The organism is Pseudoalteromonas rubra, assembly GCF_004212645.1.
Lineage (GTDB): Bacteria > Pseudomonadota > Gammaproteobacteria > Enterobacterales > Alteromonadaceae > Pseudoalteromonas > Pseudoalteromonas rubra_G.
On the sequence record NZ_PPUZ01000023.1, the window covers coordinates 1 to 18,870 of the forward strand.

Sequence of the window (18,870 nt, forward strand, 5' to 3'; positions counted from 1 at the left end):
TAATTAAGTGTTCTATTTTGAGGCGAGAAAATAGGCTCGATAACAAGGCAAAAATTTTGCTATTTAGTTGTTCTAAATGAGAAATTTTTAACACAGTTAGCGTCATATTTGCTCCGTCAAATTGAACAGGTATTAAGTGAAATTGGTATTATTTACACAAACCAAAAACTATTGAATTTTTTGATATAAATCTAATAAAAGTGCCCTCTAACTTTAAAGTGTAAAAATTTGCGCTACGCTTTGAAGTGACAACTAATTTGTTGGCTCTTAGAGGGTTACCATGAAAAAATTACTCCTGTGCACTTTTCTTGCGGTATCCGCCAATGGATACGCCGCGACTTCTTCTACTATTACTTTGGTTTCCGATTACCTGTTCAACGGGGTAAGCCAGACCGATGAAGATCCTGCCATTCAGGCCAGTCTTGATTGGGCGGGCGACTCTGGTCTGTACGCCGGTTTTTGGGGATCTCAGGTTGATTTTGGCGAAGGAACAGACATTGAAGCGGATGGCTATATTGGCTATTACACCGCGATTGACGACACGGTTAATGTGGATATTGGCATTGCACAATATACCTACCATGGCGGCGATAACAGCTCGGATTATAACTATCCAGAAGCCTACGTGAAGTTTAACGTTGGCAACACCAATCTGAATTTCTGGTATACCTGGGACTACTTTGGGACAGATGCCGGGCACAGCATAGTGATGCTGACTCACGCCATTCCCATCAACGACAATCTGTCGTTCGAAGTGGGTATTGACCACTCCATAAGTCATGATAAAGACAAATGGAAATGGGAAGACGATGACAGTTACACCCACTGGCGCGCCACGGTGAACTATAGCATTAACGATTGGGCGCTGAGCTTAGGGTACGAAGATACGACCCTGGACACTATGGGTGATTCCACTGTGTTAGTCACACTGGCCAGAACCTTTAATTTCTAATGGAGTTATGTAATGAAATCACTGATTGCAGCCTTAATGGTGCTGTGTGCATCTTGGTATAGTTATGCCGAAACTGTGTATTTGACTTCACTGGACTGGCCGCCTTACTCTGGTAAATCGCTCAGTGAACAGGGGGCGTCGGTGGCGGTTGCAAAAGCTGCGTTTGCCGCTGAAGGACACACTTTGGTGGTGGAGTTTTACCCCTGGTCGCGGGCGGTTAAGTCGGCGTCTACCAAAGATTCCAAGTATGTGGGGTATTTTCCTGAATATCACTACGACACCAGTGAGTTTGTGTTTTCCGATCCGATGGGCACAGGGCCACTTGGTCTGGTCCAGAATGTGTCTGCGCCAATCAGCTACAGCACTGTGGGCGACCTGGCTGGTAAACGCATTGGTGTGGTCCAGGACTATGTTAACACCAAAGAGCTGGACGAAATGATAGCCAGCGGCAGTATTAAAGGGGAGGCCGTACCGTCTGATGTGCTGAACATTAAGAAAGTCGCGGCAAAACGCATCGATGCAGCCGTAATAGACAGTAATGTACTGAAGTACTTGCTGAAATCCGACGCGTCGTTAAGCAGTGTCCAGTCTAAGGTTGCAATGCATCCGACTTTACTGCAAGACAAGCAGTTATTTGTGGCATTTCGTAATGATGCGCAAGGTCAAAAGTGGCAGCAAATATATAATGCCGGGCTGAAAAAAATAGATATTCCCGCCATTATGGCTAAGCACCTGAATTAACGGTGGCAGGAGGTTCGCTTGACTCGCTCGATTCAATTTCGTCTTGTTTTAACCGCTTTGCTGGCAATGGGTTTTGTGTTGCTCGCGTTCGGTGTTTATGACTATGTGACGCAGAGTAATCAGCTGAAAAGCAAGTTGGATACGCAAATAGCCTTGGCTAAGCAGCGTATGGAGCTATCACTGCCGAGTGCTTTGTGGAACTTTCAGACTGACCTGGCGCAGAAACTGGTAAATGCGGAGGCGGCATCTGACGACATTGCCCTGATTGAAGTGCGTGATACGGGCGGCGAGTTAATCGTGAAAACTACGCAAGAGGGCGATACACAACCGCCCTCTACCACTTCTTTTGACTTTGAATTACTGTTCGATAATGGCGGGGAGCAAAGTCCGGTGGGCAGTGTTACCTTGTTAATCAACACAGAGCCCATGCGCCAGGCACTGCTGTCTTTGGCCATTAATTCTGTGGTGAAAGTGGTACTGCTTGCGGCCATTTTAGGCAGCGTGCTGGCATTCATTTTTAATCGCCTGGTGGCGATACCCCTGGAGGAGGTGGCTGACAAACTGGCCAACATTGCCAGTGGTGAAGGCGACCTGACCCAGCATTTAGTGGTCAGACGGGACGATGAAATAGGTCGTTTGGCCGCCTCATTTAACTTGTTTGAAGAAAAAATCGCGGAACTTGTGACAACCATTAAGCTATCGATTGACGATTCATCCGCGTTATCAGAAAACATCTCTAGCCTTAGTACCGAAGGCTTTAACTTTTTACAGCAGCAACAACAGGAAACGGACCAGATTGCAACGGCCATTACTGAGATGGCGTCGTCGGCGTTGGAAATTGAAAGCAATACTAAGCTGACGCTGGAGTCGGCAGAAAATGCCTACACGGATGCGGATAAGGTGAATCAGGCATTTGAGCAATCTATTCATGCAATAGAAGAGCTGGTAATACAAATGGACGAAGCCACGCAAGTGGTCAGTTCACTGGAAGCCAGTGTTCAGGGCATAGTGTCGGTATTAGATGTGATCCAGTCGATCGCAGAGCAAACCAATTTGCTGGCGCTCAATGCTGCCATAGAGGCTGCCAGAGCCGGTGAGCAGGGCCGGGGATTTGCCGTGGTGGCCGATGAGGTGCGTTCCCTGGCCAGTCGAACACAAACATCCACTGCGGAAATACACGAAACCATTACCTTGCTACAAAAAGGCTCAGACTCAGCCGTGACTGTGATGCAAAAAAGCAAGCTTAAAAGCGAAGAAAGCAAGCAGGCGGCACAGACAGCCAGCGCCTCGCTGGCAAACATCAGTAAAGCTGTCGAAAACATCACACAAATGTCCAGCCATGTCTCATCGGCAGTCTCGGAGCAGAGCACAGTTGCAGAAGATCTCAGTAAAAACATCAATGAAGTGGTCTTTTCGGGGCAAAACAGTATGGGCAAAATCGAGCAGGTACAGGTTTACTCCGGTGATATGAAAGAGCTGTCATTGCAGCTCAGAGACTTAGTCAGTCGCTTTAAAACCTAAAAGCTATACACGAATAACTCTGCTGCTCGCTCAGTTTCCTGAGCGAGCTCTGTCTTAACACAACACTCCCAGTAGTCTGGCTGTTTCCCTTTTAAATACAGTTATGGCGCGCTCTGGCCTCACAACGCCAAGAAAACTCTGAGCATTATAAAACGCGCTGTGGCGAATTTTCGAACATGGGTCACTTGTCTATTTACAAATTGACCTGTAAAAAGGAGTATAAAAAACAAAAGGAAGGGCTCAAATATGGACTATTTATACGCAATTATCCTCTTTGCCATATCATCCTCAGTGACTCCAGGCCCGAACAATATTATGGTGATGACGTCAGGAGTAAACTTCGGGATTCAAAGAAGTTTGCCGCTGCTCAGTGGTATTTGTATCGGTTTTGCCTTTATGTTGCTGCTCGTCGGGATCGGTTTTTCCAGGTTGTTTGAATGGTTTCCAGGGCTTCATATGCTTATCAAGTGTGCGGGTGTGCTGTATTTGCTGTATCTGGCTTTACTGATCGCGCGCTCCGCCGATACCCAGGATGCCGAGAGTCAGGGTCAGCCGTTGTCGTTTTTAAAAGGCGCCTTGTTCCAATGGATAAACGGCAAAGCCTGGGTGGTTGCCACCGGCGCCGTCGCTGCTTTTACTACGGTCGGTGGCGGAGTCGATAGCCAGACAATGCTGATCGCCGCTATCTTTTTGTTGGTGTCATTTCCCTGCGTTGGCGTCTGGTTATTGTTTGGCTCACTGTTACAAAACTGGCTGAGCAGTGCGGCCAGCCGTCAGCGTTTTAACTTGGCCATGGCGCTGTTGTTGGTCATTTCTGTACTCCCTGTGTTGCAGGAAATTTTAGTACAGTTATCGGGACAAATAATCGGATCCTGAAAGCCCACTGTAAAGGGCATTTACACGAGCATCTGCATGGCTCAAATCAATACAAAACATAATAAAATTGGAAGGAAAAACCAAATGATCACTTATCGACTTGCTTTGGCGACGGAAGCTGAGGCACTAAAAGCACTGTTGTGGCAACATGGCCAGAATGAGTGGAACCACTTAACTGAAGAAGGCGTTAATGGTGAGTTTGAGTTACTCAAGCAGGGCGGTGCAAGTGCCATGGTGGCGGTGCACGAAGATGAAATCATCGGCTTTGCTGTGTTGATTGACGCTGTCCACAGCCCGGATTATCTCAACCAATACACCGGCCAAAATGTCATGTACTTTATCGGTGACGTGGTGGTTGCCAGTCAGCATAGCGGCAAAGGCATAGCGACGGCCCTGTTACAGGCCTGTATTGCACAAGCAAAGCACGCTGGTGGCGAACTGGTTTTAATTGAGCGTCATGAAGAAAACCTGGCTTCTGCTGGCATGATGCGAAAAGCCGGATTTCAAATTATTGATACTTTTCACGACCCGCAAAAGCGCAGTGCAGGCTCACAAAATAGCTGCATCCTGGCCATTGAACTTTAATCCTGGCATTCAGTTAAATTGTTTGTGCTGAGTTAGGCGAAAGCTCAGCACAAATGAGGTCAGCGCACAGCAACCGTCACGCCGGATGCGGCCAGTACCGAGCCTGCACAGCGATTGAGCAGCGTGAGTCGGCGTGGCGTTGTCAGCAGTTTTCTGGCCTGGCTGCCCAGATACACGTAACCCAGGTTAACCGAACCAAACGCGAGTGTTGCACATGCCATAATCCCCAAAATATCCGGGTAGGTCATGTTTTCTATGGCCACAAATGTGGGAAATAAGGCCACGTAAAAAACAATGGCTTTTGGGTTGCTCAGTGTCAGCAAAAAACCGCTCAACACGGCTGACTGCGTGCTTTGCACCTGAGGTTCAGCAATGGATGTGCCCGGTTTTGCACGGATCAGGGAAATCCCCATCCAGACCAGATAAGCGGCGCAGAGGTATTTGATGATCACAAAGGCGCTGCCCAGCACTTCGGCGACCACTGCAAGGCCCGAAATCGCAAGTAAAATGAACAGATAATCGGCAAGCAGCAAGCCCACAGTCATATTCACACCTTGCTTCAGCCCACGCGCGATAGACGCCGAGGTAATCGCAAATACGGCGGGTCCGGGTATCACCGCAACGAGAAACATGGCAATAAACAAGGCCAGATAATGTTCAAAGGTCATAAAACAAATAGTCCTCTTGGCTCGGTAAAATGGGGCGGCTGTGTCGGCCTCAGCTCACGTCTTTGATATAAGTGATTTTGTTGTTTTCGAACCGGAACAGGGTTTTTCCCTCAAGCTCCAGCGTATCCTGAGCCTTTAAGCCGTTTGGCAGATCAACGGCCAGCCTTGCCTGATACTGAATGTGCGCGATGGCAGCATTTTCTTCCAATGCCAACTCGGTGAGCGTCTGCTGACGGGTCTCGAATATCGCGGCTGATTTTTCGGCGAGTTGCTCAAAGGCTGCTTTACCTTGCGCACTTGCCGTGATCTCACCATTAGATTCATTCTCAAAAACAATATCCTGGTCCAACAGCGCCAGCATAGCGGCAATGTCAAAGTCGTTGTAGGCGCTAATATAGGCCTCAACCAGGTCGATATGAACGGGTTCTGACATGTCAATTCTCCTTATTTAAAACATGTACGTCCCTGCATGTTTGTGCGGGTACAGACGTATTAAATCGACTAGCCCAACATTTGGCAAGTGCTGTGCTGAGTTAAATGCGTGAATTGTACCGTTAGACGATAACGCTAATGTTATCTGTCGCTCAGGGTTGGAGTTGCAATAAACGTAATAATTTTCTCTAATTACCTGCCTCGGCCTGTTTTTTGAACAGCTCTCTTCTATATTTATTAAGACAATACAGTCGTCTGGTTTATGGGGGACACTTGAGCGAGCCGTTACCTTCTATGTCTCTTGTTAAGAGATTAACCCAGCTGAACTTGTCGGTGATGGCAAGCAGTATGCTGCTGGTGTTTTCGTTGACGTCCATATTGCTGTGGTTTGTGGTCCGCGACCGGCAGGCCGAAACTGCAGAGACCAATCTTGCCCAGCTGGCACATAACGTGGTGCCTATGCTGGTGTTTAATGATGTGGAAACGGCAAGCAAAGAGCTTGAACTTGTCGGGGTTAACAAAGACGTGTTGTTTATCTCGCTACGAGATACCAAAGGTGAGGTTTTCAGCGAGTATGCAAAGCCCAGTTTTGTTAAATCTTCGACTTTATATCAGCAAGTTGGCATTGAGTCTGTGCGGGAATACGAAGGCGTTAGAATGCGCTTATATTACCCCGTGTCAATCAAAGGCAAGTTTGAGGGCGACCTGATCATGGTGCTCGATTTAACGGGCATGATGTACTGGTATTTACAATTGGTCCTGATGTTGGCATTACTGATCGCAGCTTTGTTTACCGGCTCGGCTTTTTTGCTTTCACGCGTTCAGCGTCAGGCCCTGATGCCACTTATCTCACTCTCGGAGCTGGCACAGCGGGTCTCTCATGAGCATAATTTTCAACTGCGTGCCAATGTGATCCGCGATGACGAAATTGGTATTTTAACCCGCAGTTTCAACGAGCTACTCAAGCGTGTTGATATTTCCCAGGCTGAACTACGACAACAGCTTGAACAGGAGCAGGCACAAGGGCAGCAGCTCAAGCAAATGGTCCGCACCGATCCGCTCACTAAGCTGCCAAACCGGGTCGCATTGAATCAACTGCTCAAAGAGATAACCTGCGAGGCGTGTAACCCCAAGCCTTTAAGTTGCTTGATGTTTATTGACCTCGATAATTTTAAATTTGTGAACGACAACTATGGCCACGATGCCGGGGATGAAACGCTGATCGAGGTTGGTCAGCGGATCAGCGCCATTATCCGCAGCGATGATCTGCTTTGTCGCTTGGGGGGCGATGAGTTTGCGCTGCTCTTGCCAAGCATAGAGTCGACAGAAAACGCCGAGAAGCTGGCCGCCAGGATAGTCACCATCATTAACCAACCCATAGTAGTTAAAGAGACTGTGATGCCGATTGGGATCAGTATTGGTCTGGCCTACACGCCTCTTGATGCCGATGCACCTATGGAGCTGCTCAACTGCGCCGATGATGCCATGTACGCGGCAAAACGTGCAGGAAAAAACAACTTTCAGGTTTTCAGTAAGCAGGCACAGGTATGAAACAGCATTACCTTTTTGTTGGGCTCATGATGGTATTGTCGAGCTGCGCGCTGGCACAAAATGACCCTTTACCCGACCTGGAAGATTTGTTGAGTCAGCAGCTCAACCAGTTACCCAGCAATACGCAAAGCTCTGCGGGCTCCAGGATAGAGCGCTCCAGTAGCGACAGCATGGCAGTCACCCATGTGATCACCGACAAAGATATCAGGCAGTTTAATCTGCAATCACTGGCAGACATTCTGGCGATGTTTGTGGGGATCACCACCCGTGATAACAGCTCATTTATCTACCTTGGGGCCAGAGGCATAGGTCGACCCGGCGACTTTAATTCGCGTTTTTTGTTCTTACTGGACGGGACCCGAATGAACGAAAACCTGCTGGATGCCGGGTTGCTTGGCTACGAGAATTTTGTCGATGTGGGGCTGATTGAGCGGGTGGAATACAGCCCGGGTGCGTCTGCTGCTTTATACGGCAACAATGCACTTCTTGGGGTGATCAACATAGTGACCAAAACCAGCAGCAAATTGCGTGGCCTGAACACTGCCTGGTCGGTGACCAACGACGAAACACACCATGGCCGGATAACTGCCGGGCTGCGCTCACAAGGGGGCGCCGACAGCTGGTTTTCTTTAAGTGGCTCTAAGCTGCGGGATATCGATTTTCCCGTGCCAGGTGCCCCAGCCGAGCTGCTAGCCTGGCAGCAGCTTAACAAAGAAAGCAGCAGCAGAGCCATGTTCAGCCATCAAAGTGGCAGTTTTCAGTTTCAGGCTGCGGCTTCACGCCGCCAACGCAGTTTCCCGGATGGTTTTAGTGTGCTGCGCTCTGACATGCCAGAAATGGGCACGCCGGAGCTTGAAACGCTCGACAATGAAGCCTTTTTTGTCGCGCTGACATTTGATGACACTATTTCGCAGGACATAGAAGCCTATTTTCATATCTCTACTCACGGTAACGATCTTATCCGCAATGTACCGCTGACCTTGCCCGATGGCGGGCTGGAATTTGTGCGCCCTATGAACTCAGGCCGCTGGAGCAACCTGGATGGGCAGCTGGTTTTTTTAGGTGTGGAAGACCACGAACTTATGCTGGGCATAGATTTTCAAAAGGATCACAGGCAGGAATTTAGCTCTCGCTCGAGCATTCCCTCGGAGTTTAATTTTGAACAAAAAAGTAATGAAAATCGCTATGGCCTGTATGTTCAGGACCTGTGGCGCATAACACCTGAGTTTAAATTTCAGTGGGCACTGAGATATGACAATTCGGACTTCAGCTCTGAGCGCTGGTCTCCAAGCTTTACCGCCAAATACAGTTTTACCCCCGAGCACCACCTGTTGCTGCGTCACAGCCGGGCATTCAGGGTCGCGAACTTTCTTGAGCGCAATGCAAACAGCGTATTTGACGAGCCAAACCCCAAAAATGAGACCATAGATTACAATGAGATAAGCTTGGTGCAGCGCTGGAGCAACTCACTGTCGTCGTTTGCCACGTTTTATTACGCCAACATAGATAACCTGATCCATCAGGACTTTTTCCGGCCTATTTACTTTAATCCACCACCCATTCGCAGCCATGGTGCTGAAATTGGGGCAGACAAACGCTGGTCAAACGGTATGTCTTTGATAGCCAGCACCGCAATCCAGCGCTCACGCCTGCGCGGCGGGTTTGGCATTGCCAACTCCCCTGAATTTATTGGCAAGCTGCGTTTTAGCTTACCGCTTGGTCACTCAGGCTTTACGCTCAGCCTGAATTCTTATGCAGTCAGCAAAAGAAGAACCTTTGACAGCCACCTGCCGGGCTTTGCCAGTCATGATGTCAACGTAAACTGGCAAAACGAGCACAACCTGTTTATCGCGCTGGGCGTCAGAAATATCACCGACAAAGAAATACTCGATATTACCGATGACGGCTTTGTGCCTTATCTGCAACGTCGTCGTCAGGTGCACCTGTCGCTCAACTGGAGCTGGGGCAATGATTAAGTTGCTATTGGTTCTGTTATGTCTGGTGCTGCTGCCCGAGGGAAAGGCGCAAAACCTCAGTGAGAATGAGCTCAAGGCGGCGTTTTTATATCGCTTTAGTCAGTTCAGCAAGTGGCCGCCACCGCCGCCAGATAAACTGAGCTTTTGCGTGGTCGGTAACCCGGCTCTCTATCAGGCCATCGACGCTTTGCTGCAAGAGCAACAGGTGGATGAGAGTACCGAAGTGATAGAGCTGCCCGACAACGAACAGGTATCGCAATGCGATATCCTGTTTTTAAGCCAGCAGAACAGACAGCAAACCCAGTACTGGCTTGAAGACCTGGCACAGTCCCCGGTGCTGGTGGTTGCGGATACCAGCGAAGGGTTTCGCCAGGGGGCCATGATAGGCCTGATAGCCGATGCCAACAACCTCAGCTTTCGCGTTAATCTGACAGACGCAAAGCGCCGTGGCCTGAACTTCAGTGCTCATTTACTTAAACTGGCCACTGAGGTACGTTAAAACAAACGACAACATAATGGTAAGCAAAGCGTTAGGGAGAATAATATGACACTAATGGGACTAGACCTGGCCTGGCACAGTGAAAAGAACCCGTCTGCGGCGGCCGTAGGTAGTCTGAATGGAGGCGTGTTATCTCTGGAAGGGGTAGAGCCTGCGCTGTTTGGTCTGCAAGATATTGTGACCTTTATCGCACGGCAACCCTCGCTCACAGGTATTGCCATTGATGCGCCGCTGATCATCGAAAATCAAACGGGTCAGCGGGAATGTGAAAAACAGCTCAGCAGAGATTACGGGTCGCGTAAAGCCTCTTGTCATACCTCAAACACCACCTTGTATCCCGCCGCTGCCAGTGTCGCTCTCTCGTTGGCTTTACAGGAACAGGGGTTTGAGCACCTGGCATTAACACAATGGCAAATTGAGTGTTATCCGCATCCTGCCATGATCGAGTGTTTTGAATTACCGGAGAGGCTCCTTTATAAAAAGGGCGATGTGGCTACGCGCAAGGCAGGTCAGAGGGCGCTGGCCAGCTTAATTGCGCAGCTTGCGTCTTCGCGGGTTTTAGCGTTTGAAATACCCGAGTCGTTCTCGCATATTCTGTCTGAGGACTACATAGAGTCATTGAGCGGGCAAACCCTTAAAAGCAATGAAGATGCGCTGGATGCCATTTTCTGTCTTTATATTGCCGGACTTTATCAGATACAGGCACCGGGCATGGCCTATGGGTGTGATCAGCAAGGTTATATCTGGGTGCCGCAAGTACCTTGTATTTCGTGGTCGCCACCCAGCCTGAATAAGTGTTTAAAGTGCTGAATACAAAAAGCGCCAGGAGTGACTAGGGTTCCTGGTGGCAACTAATCTCATTGTCGCAATTTGCAGCGCGCTCTCGCCATATGCGCCCATCCATGCGCACGCGCCAGATAGCTGTGTCATGGTAAGAGCCATCACGATTGCGAGTAACAACTTTAACGTCGGTATAATAGCCACCTGAATGCAGCGCTCGCAGTCCTTCTCGTAAATGAAGGTAATCTAGGCTAGTCATACCAAAGCTGCCGCATTCTGAGCGACACACATACTCGAACCTTTCCATGGCCTTGATAGAGAAATTACCTTTCCCCATCATGTTGTCGCTCATTACTCTGCCATCCATCACAAACTGAGCGTACTGTTTAACAAATGGGTGAAGCTGCTCGGTTGTCAGACCCAGATATGTGGCCAGGCGAGCATCATTTTGGTTTATCTCGGCTCTCAGGCGTTGTTCAAACTCCGGGGAATAGCCATCAGCATGGTACTTTGCTTCCTGTACCGCAGGGATCTGGTTAAAAGGCAGGATATCATCAGGCACTTCACTGTCGTGATAACCCGCTGGCGCAGCCAGCTTGGTCATAAAGCGCTCGTACTTCTGGGCGACATCGGCATAGCGCTCAGCGCTCATTCCCAATGCGTTGGCGCCTTCATCAAATGCCACCCGCATTTCCTTGAACTCAGCCATTGCCTGATCACTGATCTGGCTGTTGGCGTGCGCGAGCGTGCTATGGCCCAGTAATGCAGCAAGTATACATGCGCTCAGTGGTAACTTTTTCATGTCAGATCCTCTCCTTTTGATTAGTGAGATTGAGGTTAGTTTTATGTGTATTTTTTGTCAAGTTTGTGGTTGTGTGTTTTTTGCACTTTCAGCGCTTTGCCTTTGCAGGTTGTGAGTTTAGGGCTTATCACCCTATCGCCAGCTTACTGTTGATCCTGTAAAGTTAATGGCTGATGAATATCGGGCACTTGGTGGTATTTACGTCAGGTTGCCAGGGCTCAGAAACAGGCGAGTGCAATGATAGAACTAAAAGAATCAAACCCATCAGACATAACGCGGTTTGTAGAAATGGAAGTGGCGGCGGATACATCCGGCTTTATTCTGCCATACAGTGCTGAGCAACATTGCGCCGCGATGGCACAGCCACACATAGTGTATTTGTCTATCTATGACAGTCAGTCGCTAGTCGGTTTTATCATTCTGGCGCGCGAGGGTGAAACCAGCGTGGAGTTTCGCAGAATTGTGGTCGGCGTTAAAGGTCGCGGTATTGGTCAGCAAGCTCTCAGCCAAATGGAGCAATACTGCGTCGATGTGCTTAAGTGCAAACGCATCTGGCTGGATGTGTTTGCCGACAACACCCGTGGGATCCATATCTATCAAAAACTTGGCTATACCCTCTTTGAGCGGGGCGAGCATCAGGGGCGCGCTTTGCTCTATATGGAAAAAACCTATATGGGAAAAACACTTTAAAGTTAGCCGGGTGTCTGGCTCAACCAGGGCAAGGCCAGCGCGCCTTAAACTTGCACAGTATTTGCACTTTCTTTGCGCGGTGTTTGCACAATCCACTCATATAGTGAAATCAAAGGTAGCGTTTTGCTATCAGATGTTCCGTTTTGTGGGAGTGGTTGGTATGAATACAGTACATAAAAGAACAATGTTGGCGACCTGGGTGTCGGTGTTGTTGTTATCTGCATGTGGCTCGGGTGGTGGCAGTGATACTCAGGCTCAGTCGAATTCGCTTAGCGCAGAAGCCAGCAGCACCAACACAGGTTCCGCAACTCAGAGCGACAGCACAGCGGATACATCAAGTGATAATAATGCTCCGTTGGATGATTCAAATACCGAAGAGACAGAGTCGGGTGCCAATACAGACACGGGCACGGCGCTGACATCTGGCTCGACCGACGGCGTGCTGTGTGATTACTTTTACAACGAGTTCAATGATTCCGCCTCAGTACAAATGACCAGTAATGCCGACTGGAGCTGTACGGGAAGCACCCGGCAACTTACAGCCAACGGCATTCCAGACCATGAGACGGGCACTTTTCCTAATCCGGGCAATCCCAATACCATCAGCGAAACCGCGGTTTCTGTCAGTTACACCCTAACGCCCGAACAAACGGATACGGCTTCAACGCTCGGCGGACCAAGAGGCGCAACGGGCTATGTATTGAATGGCGTTAAAATAGACGCCAATACCGCAGGCTCGTGCGATGATTCCGGCAACAGCTGTAGTTTGGTCGGCAATACCGGAAATTGGCATATCGAAGCGCTTGGCCAGACCAGCTTTGACTTTGGCACCGATGACAACAATGCCCATGTGCAGCCCAATGGTGCTTATCATTACCACGGCATGCCGGAAGGCTTTATTGCCCTGCGTGGCGGTGACAGTACCAGCATGACCTTGATTGGCTGGGCCGCAGACGGCTTTCCTATCTACGCCCGATATGGCTACAGCGACGCGCAAGACGCAACCTCGTCATTAAAGGCGATGACGGGGAGTTATCAGCTGGTGGAGAACGTCAGCAGCAACCGCCCCTCAACGTCTGTGTATGCACTGGGGACCTTTGCCCAGGATTGGGTGTATGTGGCGGGCAGCGGCGACCTGGACGAATGTAATGGCCGCTATGGCGTCACCCCTGAGTTCCCTCAAGGCATTTACCATTACTATGCCACCGACACCTATCCGTATTTTCAGCGCTGTGTAAAAGGTCAGTTATAGTCACTGGGAGATTCAAACATGCGAAATTTCATCACAGAATTACTGCTAGCAGGCAGCCTTTCAGTAAGCTGCGCTGCCCATGCTCACTTAATGGTGGCCGAGCAGGGGACACTGAACTTCGACGAGTCGGGCGCCTATCTGGTGGTGGCCATTGACCCGTCGAGTTTTCCAGATGCGGATGCCGATAAAAATGGCCATTTATCAGCAGAGGAATTTAAACAGGCGCAAAGTGACCTGTTTAAACATGTACAGGCGCAGATTTATATGACCCAGGGAAAAACTAAAAAGCAGATTGAAGGATTGCTTCTGTCACCACAAACCGCTCATCACGGCGACCAAAGCGAGATTGACCAGATTGTGGTCATGGGCAAGTTTGTCGGCGTTGATCACAAGCAAGGACTGCGATTTCACAATGGATTTTACGGCAAGAGTAACGACAAACAGCTGGCCATGCGGGCCAAATACAAGCGCCTTGGCTTAACACAGCGCTTTACCCTAACCGCCAAGCAGCAGGCTGCTAAGGTGTTCTGAATGGCAGAGCGATGACTGATATGAAGGCGGCACAAAGGATACCACTCAATGGTCCGCTATAAACGGGGAAGAAGCGGCAAATTTGTCCCTCTATTGCAAATGCTCTGGATTAAGTTAAGGTAATTATTGAAACTTATTTATCTACACTTATTTATCAACACAAGGAATGATTATGAAACTGACATTTAAGAAAAAGCAGATCAAAAATTTAAGTAAACTCCCCACGCTGGCTGTTGATGCAACGCCTAATGTTGCTGGCGGCGAGCATACAAACACCGGGTGCACAACCATTTGCCCGTCTATTGTCAAAATTTGTACTACTAATCCCGGAGAGTTTAATTGCCACGGCACAATTTTGTGTTAAACCTGCCTGAGTTGCGGTGCTGAGTGCCGCAACTGAGTTGTACTGAACCGAATTTGGTGAAAACGAGGGGCGCTCAATCCGGCCCCTATGACAGCGTCTAGGCGAGTATCATATTCGCCGCAACCAGCACCAGTAACCCCGCAAATATTTTCTTGATGGTTGGTACGGGTAAATGATGCGTTGCTTTTGCACCCAGCGGGGCGGTAAACCAAGACGTACAGACAATGCCCAGCAGTGCGGGCAGGTAGACAAACCCGGCAAACCCATCTGATAGCGCAAACTGTGCACTGCCCGACGTGACGTAACCGACAGAGCCAAACAGGGCAATCACGATGCCACAGGCTGAGGCGCAGCCAATGGCTTTTTTCATATCAATGGAGAAAAACGTCAGCAGGGGCACCAGCAGTGCGCCGCCACCGATACCAATCATGGCTGAGAGCCCGCCAGTTAAGGTTGTAAACCCCGTTAACACCCCTTTATTGGGCATAGTGCGCTCGTCAGAAGGAGGCTTGTTATTGCCAAAAAACATCTTCAGTGCAATCAGAACCACGCTGATGGCAAACACCCAGCGTACGATTTGCTCCGGAAGCATGGCCGCTAAAAAGCCGCTGATCAGCGCGCCCAGAGCCACCCCAGTCATGATCCAGGGAGCCAGCTCCCAGGGCACATTGCCATTTTTGTGGTGGGCGATGGCAGAGGAGGTCGAAGTAAACAAAATAGAGGCCAAAGAGGTGGCAATGGCGGCGATAATCACCTGCTCAGCAGGCAACACCGCAAAGTATAACAAGATACTGCTTAGCACCGGAACAATCACCAGCCCGCCGCCAATGCCCAGGAGTCCGGCCAGAAAGCCCACACCGCTGCCCAGCACCGCGCAGCATATTATCAATAACAACAAGTCACTCATTGTGTTTGTCTCATTTTATTATTCGGATTTAGACAGATGACGAGGGGAATGCCTTGCTGGCAACCAGATCGCCACGTTCCACAGGAGTATATCAAGATAAGGGCGCAGGCTTTTCAGATAAGCTTTGAATATTCCTCACGTTTTAGTTGAAGTAAATTCAATTTAAGCATCTAGATGGCTAGATGCTTAAATTTCTAGATGTTTTCACACCCCTTTTCTTGTGACTGGCCGACGAAAAAACGCAGCTGAGTAATAAGCATGAGCGCAGCTCAAGTTTTAGGTGAAATTAAACCGTTTTTCTTCAAGTGCTTGCCCGGGTAACAATGTATGTGCTCTCAACGCCTGACCTGCTTGATTATGGCTAAGTGCAAACGCTGCACCAAGAAGAGCACTGTACATTTGGGTTAATTACAGAAAATTGGATACCAGAACGCCATGAACAACGAGTTTACTTTTACAGTCAAAAGCCTCATTTTTGATGAGCATTATCGTCCGTCAGACAATACACGGATCACAACCAATTTTGCTAACCTGGCCAGAGGGGAAAGTCGTCAGGCGAACCTGCGTAATGCATTAAAGATGATCGATAACCGTTTTAATGCGCTGGCGAGCTGGGACAATCCAAACGGCGACCGTTATGCCATTGAGCTGGAGATCATCTCGGTAGACATCGACATTGCGGGCAGCGGCGAAGCTTTTCCCTCTATCGAGGTACTGAAAACCAACATTATCGACCATAAAACCGGTGAGCGCACCGAAGGCATCGTCGGTAACAACTTTTCATCTTATGTTCGCGACTACGATTTCAGTGTGGTTTTGCTCGATCACAATAAAGGTAAACCGCAGTTCAGTATCCCCGAAGGTTTTGGTGAATTACACGGCAAACTGTTTAAACACTTTGTGAACTCCAGTGCGTATAAACAAAACTTTAAAAAGCGACCGGTGATCTGCCTGAGTGTGTCGGACAGCAAAACCTACGTCAGAACCGAAAACCAACACCCGGTACTAGGCTTTGAATATGAACCAAACGAGTCGTCGCTGACCGAGCAATACTTTAAGAAAATGGGTTTGCAGGTGCGCTACTTTATGCCGCCAAACAGTGTTGCCCCGCTGGCGTTTTACTTCTTTGGCGACTTGCTGAATGACTACACCAACCTGGAGCTGATCAGCACCATTAGCACGATGGAAACGTTTCAGAAAATTTATCGCCCGGAGATTTATAACGCCAATGCAGTGGCAGGCAAACGCTATCAGCCAAACTTAAAAAACCAGGACCACTCACTGACGCAAATTGTGTACGACCGTGAGGAGCGCAGCAGGCTGGCGGTGGAGCAGGGTAAGTTTGCCCACGAGCACTTTATTAAGCCTTACCAGACTGTGCTTGAGCAGTGGTCGGCGAATTACGCCTGATAGTTAACGACAAAGAAGCGGCAGAAATTATGAAAACACTTTTACCTACCTCCACTGCGGGCAGTTTGCCAAAACCTGCCTGGCTGGCACAGCCAGAGGTGCTTTGGTCACCCTGGAAGCTCGAAGGACAGGCACTCGTTGACGGCAAACAAGATGCACTGCGTGTGTCGTTGCACGAGCAGCAGCTGGCAGGCGTTGATATTGTCAGCGATGGCGAGCAAACCCGTCAGCACTTTGTGACCACCTTTATTGAACACCTCGACGGCGTGGATTTTGAAAACCGTAAAACGGTTAAAATTCGTGACCGCTACGATGCCAGTGTACCAACCGTGGTTGGTCCCATTAGCCGCCAGAAGCCGGTGTTTGTTGCAGACGCAAAGTTTTTGCGCCAGCAAACCAGGCAACCAATAAAGTGGGCCTTGCCCGGTCCGATGACTATGGTAGACACCTTGTACGACGACCATTACAAAAGCCGCGAAAAGCTGGCCTGGGAATTCGCCAAGGTATTGAATCAGGAGGCTAAAGAGCTGGAAGCCGCCGGGGTTGATATTATCCAGTTTGATGAACCGGCGTTCAATGTGTTCTTTGATGAAGTGAATGACTGGGGCATAGCCTGCCTGGAGCGTGCCATTGAAGGTTTGAAGTGTGAAACGGCCGTACATATTTGCTATGGCTACGGCATTAAAGCCAACACCGACTGGAAAAAAACCTTGGGTTCGCAGTGGCGTCAGTACGAGGAAGTGTTGCCTAAGCTGCAAAAGTCGAACATAGATATTATCTCGCTGGAGTGCCATAACTCGCGGGTGCCGGTTGAGTTATTATCCCTGGTGCGCGGCAAAAAGGTCATGGTCGGTGCCATTGATGTGGCGACGGATACCATAGAAACGCCAGAAGAAGTCGCCGCAACACTCAGAGAAGCGCTCAGATATGTGGATGCCGATAAGCTTTACCCCTGCACTAACTGTGGCATGGCACCGCTTGCACGGGATGTGGCCTGGGGCAAATTAAATGCGCTTAGTGCTGGCGCTGAGATAGTGCGCAAGGAAATCCTAAGTACACCGCTGCCTGACGCCTAATCAGGCTCGCACGCTGGCTCTTTTATTTGATGTTGCTGATGTTTTACGGTAACTGTATAGGATGACGCGCACACTGATCTTGCGCCCTGGCAGTACCGTATCATAGTTTGATTAAATTTTAAGGAGTCAGAATGCGCCTATTCTCTGCAAGTTGGGTCTTTATGGTAATAACAGCTGTGTTGCTATCGGGATCGCTTGGGGCAGAGCAAAACGTTGAGCCTCGGACCTCATTTAGCTGGTCGACCGGGCCCGACTTACCCATTGCGTTGCAGGAAGTGTATCCTGCGGTTTTTAACAAGCGTATTTTTGTCGGGGGCGGTTTTACGCCTTCCGATCTTCCATCGTTTTCTGATTTAGGTCCCACCACTGACGTGTTTTTACTTCACCCGGCTCACGCGCGCTGGACCAAAGCCCCTGCTTTGCCCGCAGCCCGGCATCACCTGGGCATGGTCGCCAACCAGCATTTTCTGTATGCCATTGGTGGTTTTACGGGGGCTAAAGATGATGCCTGGCAAATTCAGCGCTCGGTCTTCAGGCTCGATGGCAATATGCAGGCCTGGCGTAACGCACCGTCTTTACCCATACCGCTCGCCGAATCTGTGTATGCCAGTGTGGGCAAAAACATTCATGTGATCGGTGGTAAAACGCCCAGCCGGGACAGCGGTAAAAATATAGATACCGACGCACACTATGTGCTGGTTAACAACGCCTACTGGCGTGAGGTTAAGTCGGCAAGCGTGGCGCGCAATTCCGCCGCCAGCGCGGTGATTGGTCATAAAATTTACGTGATTGGCGGACGCACCAGCGGCAAAGAGGGCGTTAACCTCAGTCATGCTGAAGTGTATAACACCAAAACGGATAGCTGGTCACCGATTGCGCCTTTGCCCGTTGCATCGGCCGGGCTGTCTGCCAGTGTGCTGGATGGTAAAATTATCGTGTCGGGTGGTGAGGTGTTTGGCCCAAATGGAGACTGGCAGGCAGGCAAAGCCCTCGATGACGTATGGGCATACGATCCGCAAACGGATCTATGGCAAGCACTGCCCAGCTTGCCACAACCGCGTCATGGTCATGGCTCGGTCTCGTTTAACGAGCAGCTGCATATTATCGGCGGCGCTGCCAAAGTAGGGCCGCAGGAAACCTTGTCGTCGACCATGACGTTGTCGATACAAGCAAGCGAATAACAAAAAAGCGTCCGCGGGCGCTTTTTTTGAAGGTCGCATGTTAAGCCAATAAAGGTAAACCAGTTAAGGTAAACCA

20 protein-coding genes are annotated in these 18,870 nt (G+C 49.5%); 16 read left to right on the plus strand and 4 right to left on the minus strand.

Annotation, left to right across the window (positions count from 1 at the left end):
* The first annotated feature begins 280 nt into the window (after nt 1–280).
* From C3B51_RS08790 to C3B51_RS08810, 5 genes are all read left to right on the plus strand, one after another.
* Complete coding sequence (locus C3B51_RS08790) at nt 281–952, plus strand: TorF family putative porin (RefSeq protein WP_125719618.1); 672 nt, start codon at nt 281–283, stop codon at nt 950–952.
* 12 nt (nt 953–964) lie between these two features.
* A complete protein-coding gene (locus C3B51_RS08795) occupies nt 965–1,693 on the plus strand; it encodes a substrate-binding periplasmic protein (RefSeq protein WP_130244792.1) in 729 nt (242 codons plus the stop codon).
* An 18-nt stretch (nt 1,694–1,711) separates the two neighbouring features.
* Entirely contained in the window at nt 1,712–3,214 is a 1,503-nt protein-coding gene (locus tag C3B51_RS08800; protein ID WP_130244793.1) for a methyl-accepting chemotaxis protein, read from the plus strand.
* Nucleotides 3,215–3,460: 246 nt separating this feature from the next.
* Nucleotides 3,461–4,090 (plus strand): LysE family translocator, encoded by a 630-nt coding sequence (locus tag C3B51_RS08805; RefSeq protein ID WP_130244794.1) that lies wholly within the window; start codon nt 3,461–3,463, stop codon nt 4,088–4,090.
* An 84-nt stretch (nt 4,091–4,174) separates the two neighbouring features.
* Nucleotides 4,175–4,675 carry a GNAT family N-acetyltransferase gene (locus tag C3B51_RS08810; RefSeq protein ID WP_130244795.1) on the plus strand — a complete coding sequence of 167 codons (501 nt, stop codon included), beginning with the start codon at nt 4,175–4,177 and terminating at the stop codon, nt 4,673–4,675.
* 59 nt (nt 4,676–4,734) lie between these two features.
* Here C3B51_RS08810 and C3B51_RS08815 read toward each other — a convergent pair whose 3' ends face one another.
* Both C3B51_RS08815 and C3B51_RS08820 read right to left on the minus strand, forming a co-directional pair.
* Nucleotides 4,735–5,343: a LysE family translocator gene (locus tag C3B51_RS08815; protein WP_130244796.1), complete on the minus strand. Its 609-nt coding sequence runs from the start codon at nt 5,341–5,343 to the stop codon at nt 4,735–4,737.
* A 49-nt stretch (nt 5,344–5,392) separates the two neighbouring features.
* Nucleotides 5,393–5,776, minus strand: coding sequence for a nuclear transport factor 2 family protein (locus C3B51_RS08820; protein ID WP_130244797.1), 384 nt, complete (start codon nt 5,774–5,776; stop codon nt 5,393–5,395).
* Nucleotides 5,777–6,069: 293 nt separating this feature from the next.
* Here C3B51_RS08820 and C3B51_RS08825 point away from each other — a divergent pair, with 293 nt between their 5' ends.
* From C3B51_RS08825 to C3B51_RS08840, 4 genes are read left to right on the plus strand one after another with little or no spacing between them, the layout of a single operon-like run.
* Entirely contained in the window at nt 6,070–7,326 is a 1,257-nt protein-coding gene (locus C3B51_RS08825; RefSeq protein WP_165389126.1) for a sensor domain-containing diguanylate cyclase, read from the plus strand.
* Nucleotides 7,323–9,302, plus strand: a complete 1,980-nt coding sequence (locus C3B51_RS08830) for a TonB-dependent receptor plug domain-containing protein (RefSeq protein WP_130244799.1) — start codon at nt 7,323–7,325, stop codon at nt 9,300–9,302. Before C3B51_RS08825 ends, C3B51_RS08830 begins: the two co-directional genes overlap by 4 nt.
* Nucleotides 9,295–9,801 carry a YfiR family protein gene (locus C3B51_RS08835; RefSeq protein ID WP_164519257.1) on the plus strand — a complete coding sequence of 169 codons (507 nt, stop codon included), beginning with the start codon at nt 9,295–9,297 and terminating at the stop codon, nt 9,799–9,801. The genes C3B51_RS08830 and C3B51_RS08835 overlap by 8 nt, the downstream gene beginning before the upstream one ends.
* Nucleotides 9,802–9,846: 45 nt before the next feature.
* The gene (locus tag C3B51_RS08840; protein ID WP_130244800.1) at nt 9,847–10,611 is read left to right on the plus strand and encodes a DUF429 domain-containing protein; all 765 of its coding nucleotides are present in this window, start codon (nt 9,847–9,849) and stop codon (nt 10,609–10,611) included.
* A gap of 22 nt (nt 10,612–10,633) precedes the next feature.
* Here the strand turns inward: C3B51_RS08840 and C3B51_RS08845 are convergent, their stop codons facing one another.
* Nucleotides 10,634–11,383 carry a hypothetical protein gene (locus tag C3B51_RS08845; protein ID WP_130244801.1) on the minus strand — a complete coding sequence of 250 codons (750 nt, stop codon included), beginning with the start codon at nt 11,381–11,383 and terminating at the stop codon, nt 10,634–10,636.
* A gap of 237 nt (nt 11,384–11,620) precedes the next feature.
* Here C3B51_RS08845 and C3B51_RS08850 point away from each other — a divergent pair, with 237 nt between their 5' ends.
* The 4 genes from C3B51_RS08850 to C3B51_RS08865 all read left to right on the plus strand — a co-directional run bounded on the left by C3B51_RS08850 (nt 11,621) and on the right by C3B51_RS08865 (nt 14,220).
* Complete coding sequence (locus C3B51_RS08850; RefSeq protein WP_130244802.1) at nt 11,621–12,073, plus strand: GNAT family N-acetyltransferase; 453 nt, start codon at nt 11,621–11,623, stop codon at nt 12,071–12,073.
* 160 nt (nt 12,074–12,233) lie between these two features.
* Nucleotides 12,234–13,325, plus strand: coding sequence for a YHYH protein (locus tag C3B51_RS08855; RefSeq protein WP_240701872.1), 1,092 nt, complete (start codon nt 12,234–12,236; stop codon nt 13,323–13,325).
* Nucleotides 13,326–13,343: 18 nt separating this feature from the next.
* Entirely contained in the window at nt 13,344–13,856 is a 513-nt protein-coding gene (locus C3B51_RS08860) for a hypothetical protein (RefSeq protein WP_130244803.1), read from the plus strand.
* A 172-nt stretch (nt 13,857–14,028) separates the two neighbouring features.
* Nucleotides 14,029–14,220 carry a hypothetical protein gene (locus C3B51_RS08865; RefSeq protein WP_125719589.1) on the plus strand — a complete coding sequence of 64 codons (192 nt, stop codon included), beginning with the start codon at nt 14,029–14,031 and terminating at the stop codon, nt 14,218–14,220.
* A 97-nt stretch (nt 14,221–14,317) separates the two neighbouring features.
* Here C3B51_RS08865 and C3B51_RS08870 read toward each other — a convergent pair whose 3' ends face one another.
* A complete protein-coding gene (locus tag C3B51_RS08870; RefSeq protein ID WP_130244804.1) occupies nt 14,318–15,127 on the minus strand; it encodes a sulfite exporter TauE/SafE family protein in 810 nt (269 codons plus the stop codon).
* A gap of 435 nt (nt 15,128–15,562) precedes the next feature.
* Here C3B51_RS08870 and C3B51_RS08875 point away from each other — a divergent pair, with 435 nt between their 5' ends.
* From C3B51_RS08875 to C3B51_RS08885, 3 genes are all read left to right on the plus strand, one after another.
* The gene (locus C3B51_RS08875; RefSeq protein ID WP_125719585.1) at nt 15,563–16,537 is read left to right on the plus strand and encodes a DUF1852 domain-containing protein; all 975 of its coding nucleotides are present in this window, start codon (nt 15,563–15,565) and stop codon (nt 16,535–16,537) included.
* Between the two features lie 29 nt (nt 16,538–16,566).
* Complete coding sequence (locus tag C3B51_RS08880) at nt 16,567–17,613, plus strand: methionine synthase (RefSeq protein WP_130244805.1); 1,047 nt, start codon at nt 16,567–16,569, stop codon at nt 17,611–17,613.
* A gap of 131 nt (nt 17,614–17,744) precedes the next feature.
* The gene (locus tag C3B51_RS08885; RefSeq protein ID WP_125719581.1) at nt 17,745–18,794 is read left to right on the plus strand and encodes a Kelch repeat-containing protein; all 1,050 of its coding nucleotides are present in this window, start codon (nt 17,745–17,747) and stop codon (nt 18,792–18,794) included.
* The last annotated feature ends 76 nt before the right edge of the window (nt 18,795–18,870 follow it).

Coding starts and splice junctions, on each gene's coding strand:
- C3B51_RS08790 (WP_125719618.1), top strand. CDS start 281: ATGAAAAAATTACTCCTGTGCACTTTTCTTGCGGTATCCGCCAATGGA.
- C3B51_RS08795 (WP_130244792.1), top strand. CDS start 965: ATGAAATCACTGATTGCAGCCTTAATGGTGCTGTGTGCATCTTGGTAT.
- C3B51_RS08805 (WP_130244794.1), top strand. CDS start 3,461: ATGGACTATTTATACGCAATTATCCTCTTTGCCATATCATCCTCAGTG.
- C3B51_RS08810 (WP_130244795.1), top strand. CDS start 4,175: ATGATCACTTATCGACTTGCTTTGGCGACGGAAGCTGAGGCACTAAAA.
- C3B51_RS08815 (WP_130244796.1), bottom strand. CDS start 5,343: ATGACCTTTGAACATTATCTGGCCTTGTTTATTGCCATGTTTCTCGTT.
- C3B51_RS08820 (WP_130244797.1), bottom strand. CDS start 5,776: ATGTCAGAACCCGTTCATATCGACCTGGTTGAGGCCTATATTAGCGCC.
- C3B51_RS08825 (WP_165389126.1), top strand. CDS start 6,070: ATGTCTCTTGTTAAGAGATTAACCCAGCTGAACTTGTCGGTGATGGCA.
- C3B51_RS08830 (WP_130244799.1), top strand. CDS start 7,323: ATGAAACAGCATTACCTTTTTGTTGGGCTCATGATGGTATTGTCGAGC.
- C3B51_RS08835 (WP_164519257.1), top strand. CDS start 9,295: ATGATTAAGTTGCTATTGGTTCTGTTATGTCTGGTGCTGCTGCCCGAG.
- C3B51_RS08840 (WP_130244800.1), top strand. CDS start 9,847: ATGACACTAATGGGACTAGACCTGGCCTGGCACAGTGAAAAGAACCCG.
- C3B51_RS08845 (WP_130244801.1), bottom strand. CDS start 11,383: ATGAAAAAGTTACCACTGAGCGCATGTATACTTGCTGCATTACTGGGC.
- C3B51_RS08850 (WP_130244802.1), top strand. CDS start 11,621: ATGATAGAACTAAAAGAATCAAACCCATCAGACATAACGCGGTTTGTA.
- C3B51_RS08855 (WP_240701872.1), top strand. CDS start 12,234: ATGAATACAGTACATAAAAGAACAATGTTGGCGACCTGGGTGTCGGTG.
- C3B51_RS08860 (WP_130244803.1), top strand. CDS start 13,344: ATGCGAAATTTCATCACAGAATTACTGCTAGCAGGCAGCCTTTCAGTA.
- C3B51_RS08865 (WP_125719589.1), top strand. CDS start 14,029: ATGAAACTGACATTTAAGAAAAAGCAGATCAAAAATTTAAGTAAACTC.
- C3B51_RS08870 (WP_130244804.1), bottom strand. CDS start 15,127: ATGAGTGACTTGTTGTTATTGATAATATGCTGCGCGGTGCTGGGCAGC.
- C3B51_RS08875 (WP_125719585.1), top strand. CDS start 15,563: ATGAACAACGAGTTTACTTTTACAGTCAAAAGCCTCATTTTTGATGAG.
- C3B51_RS08880 (WP_130244805.1), top strand. CDS start 16,567: ATGAAAACACTTTTACCTACCTCCACTGCGGGCAGTTTGCCAAAACCT.
- C3B51_RS08885 (WP_125719581.1), top strand. CDS start 17,745: ATGCGCCTATTCTCTGCAAGTTGGGTCTTTATGGTAATAACAGCTGTG.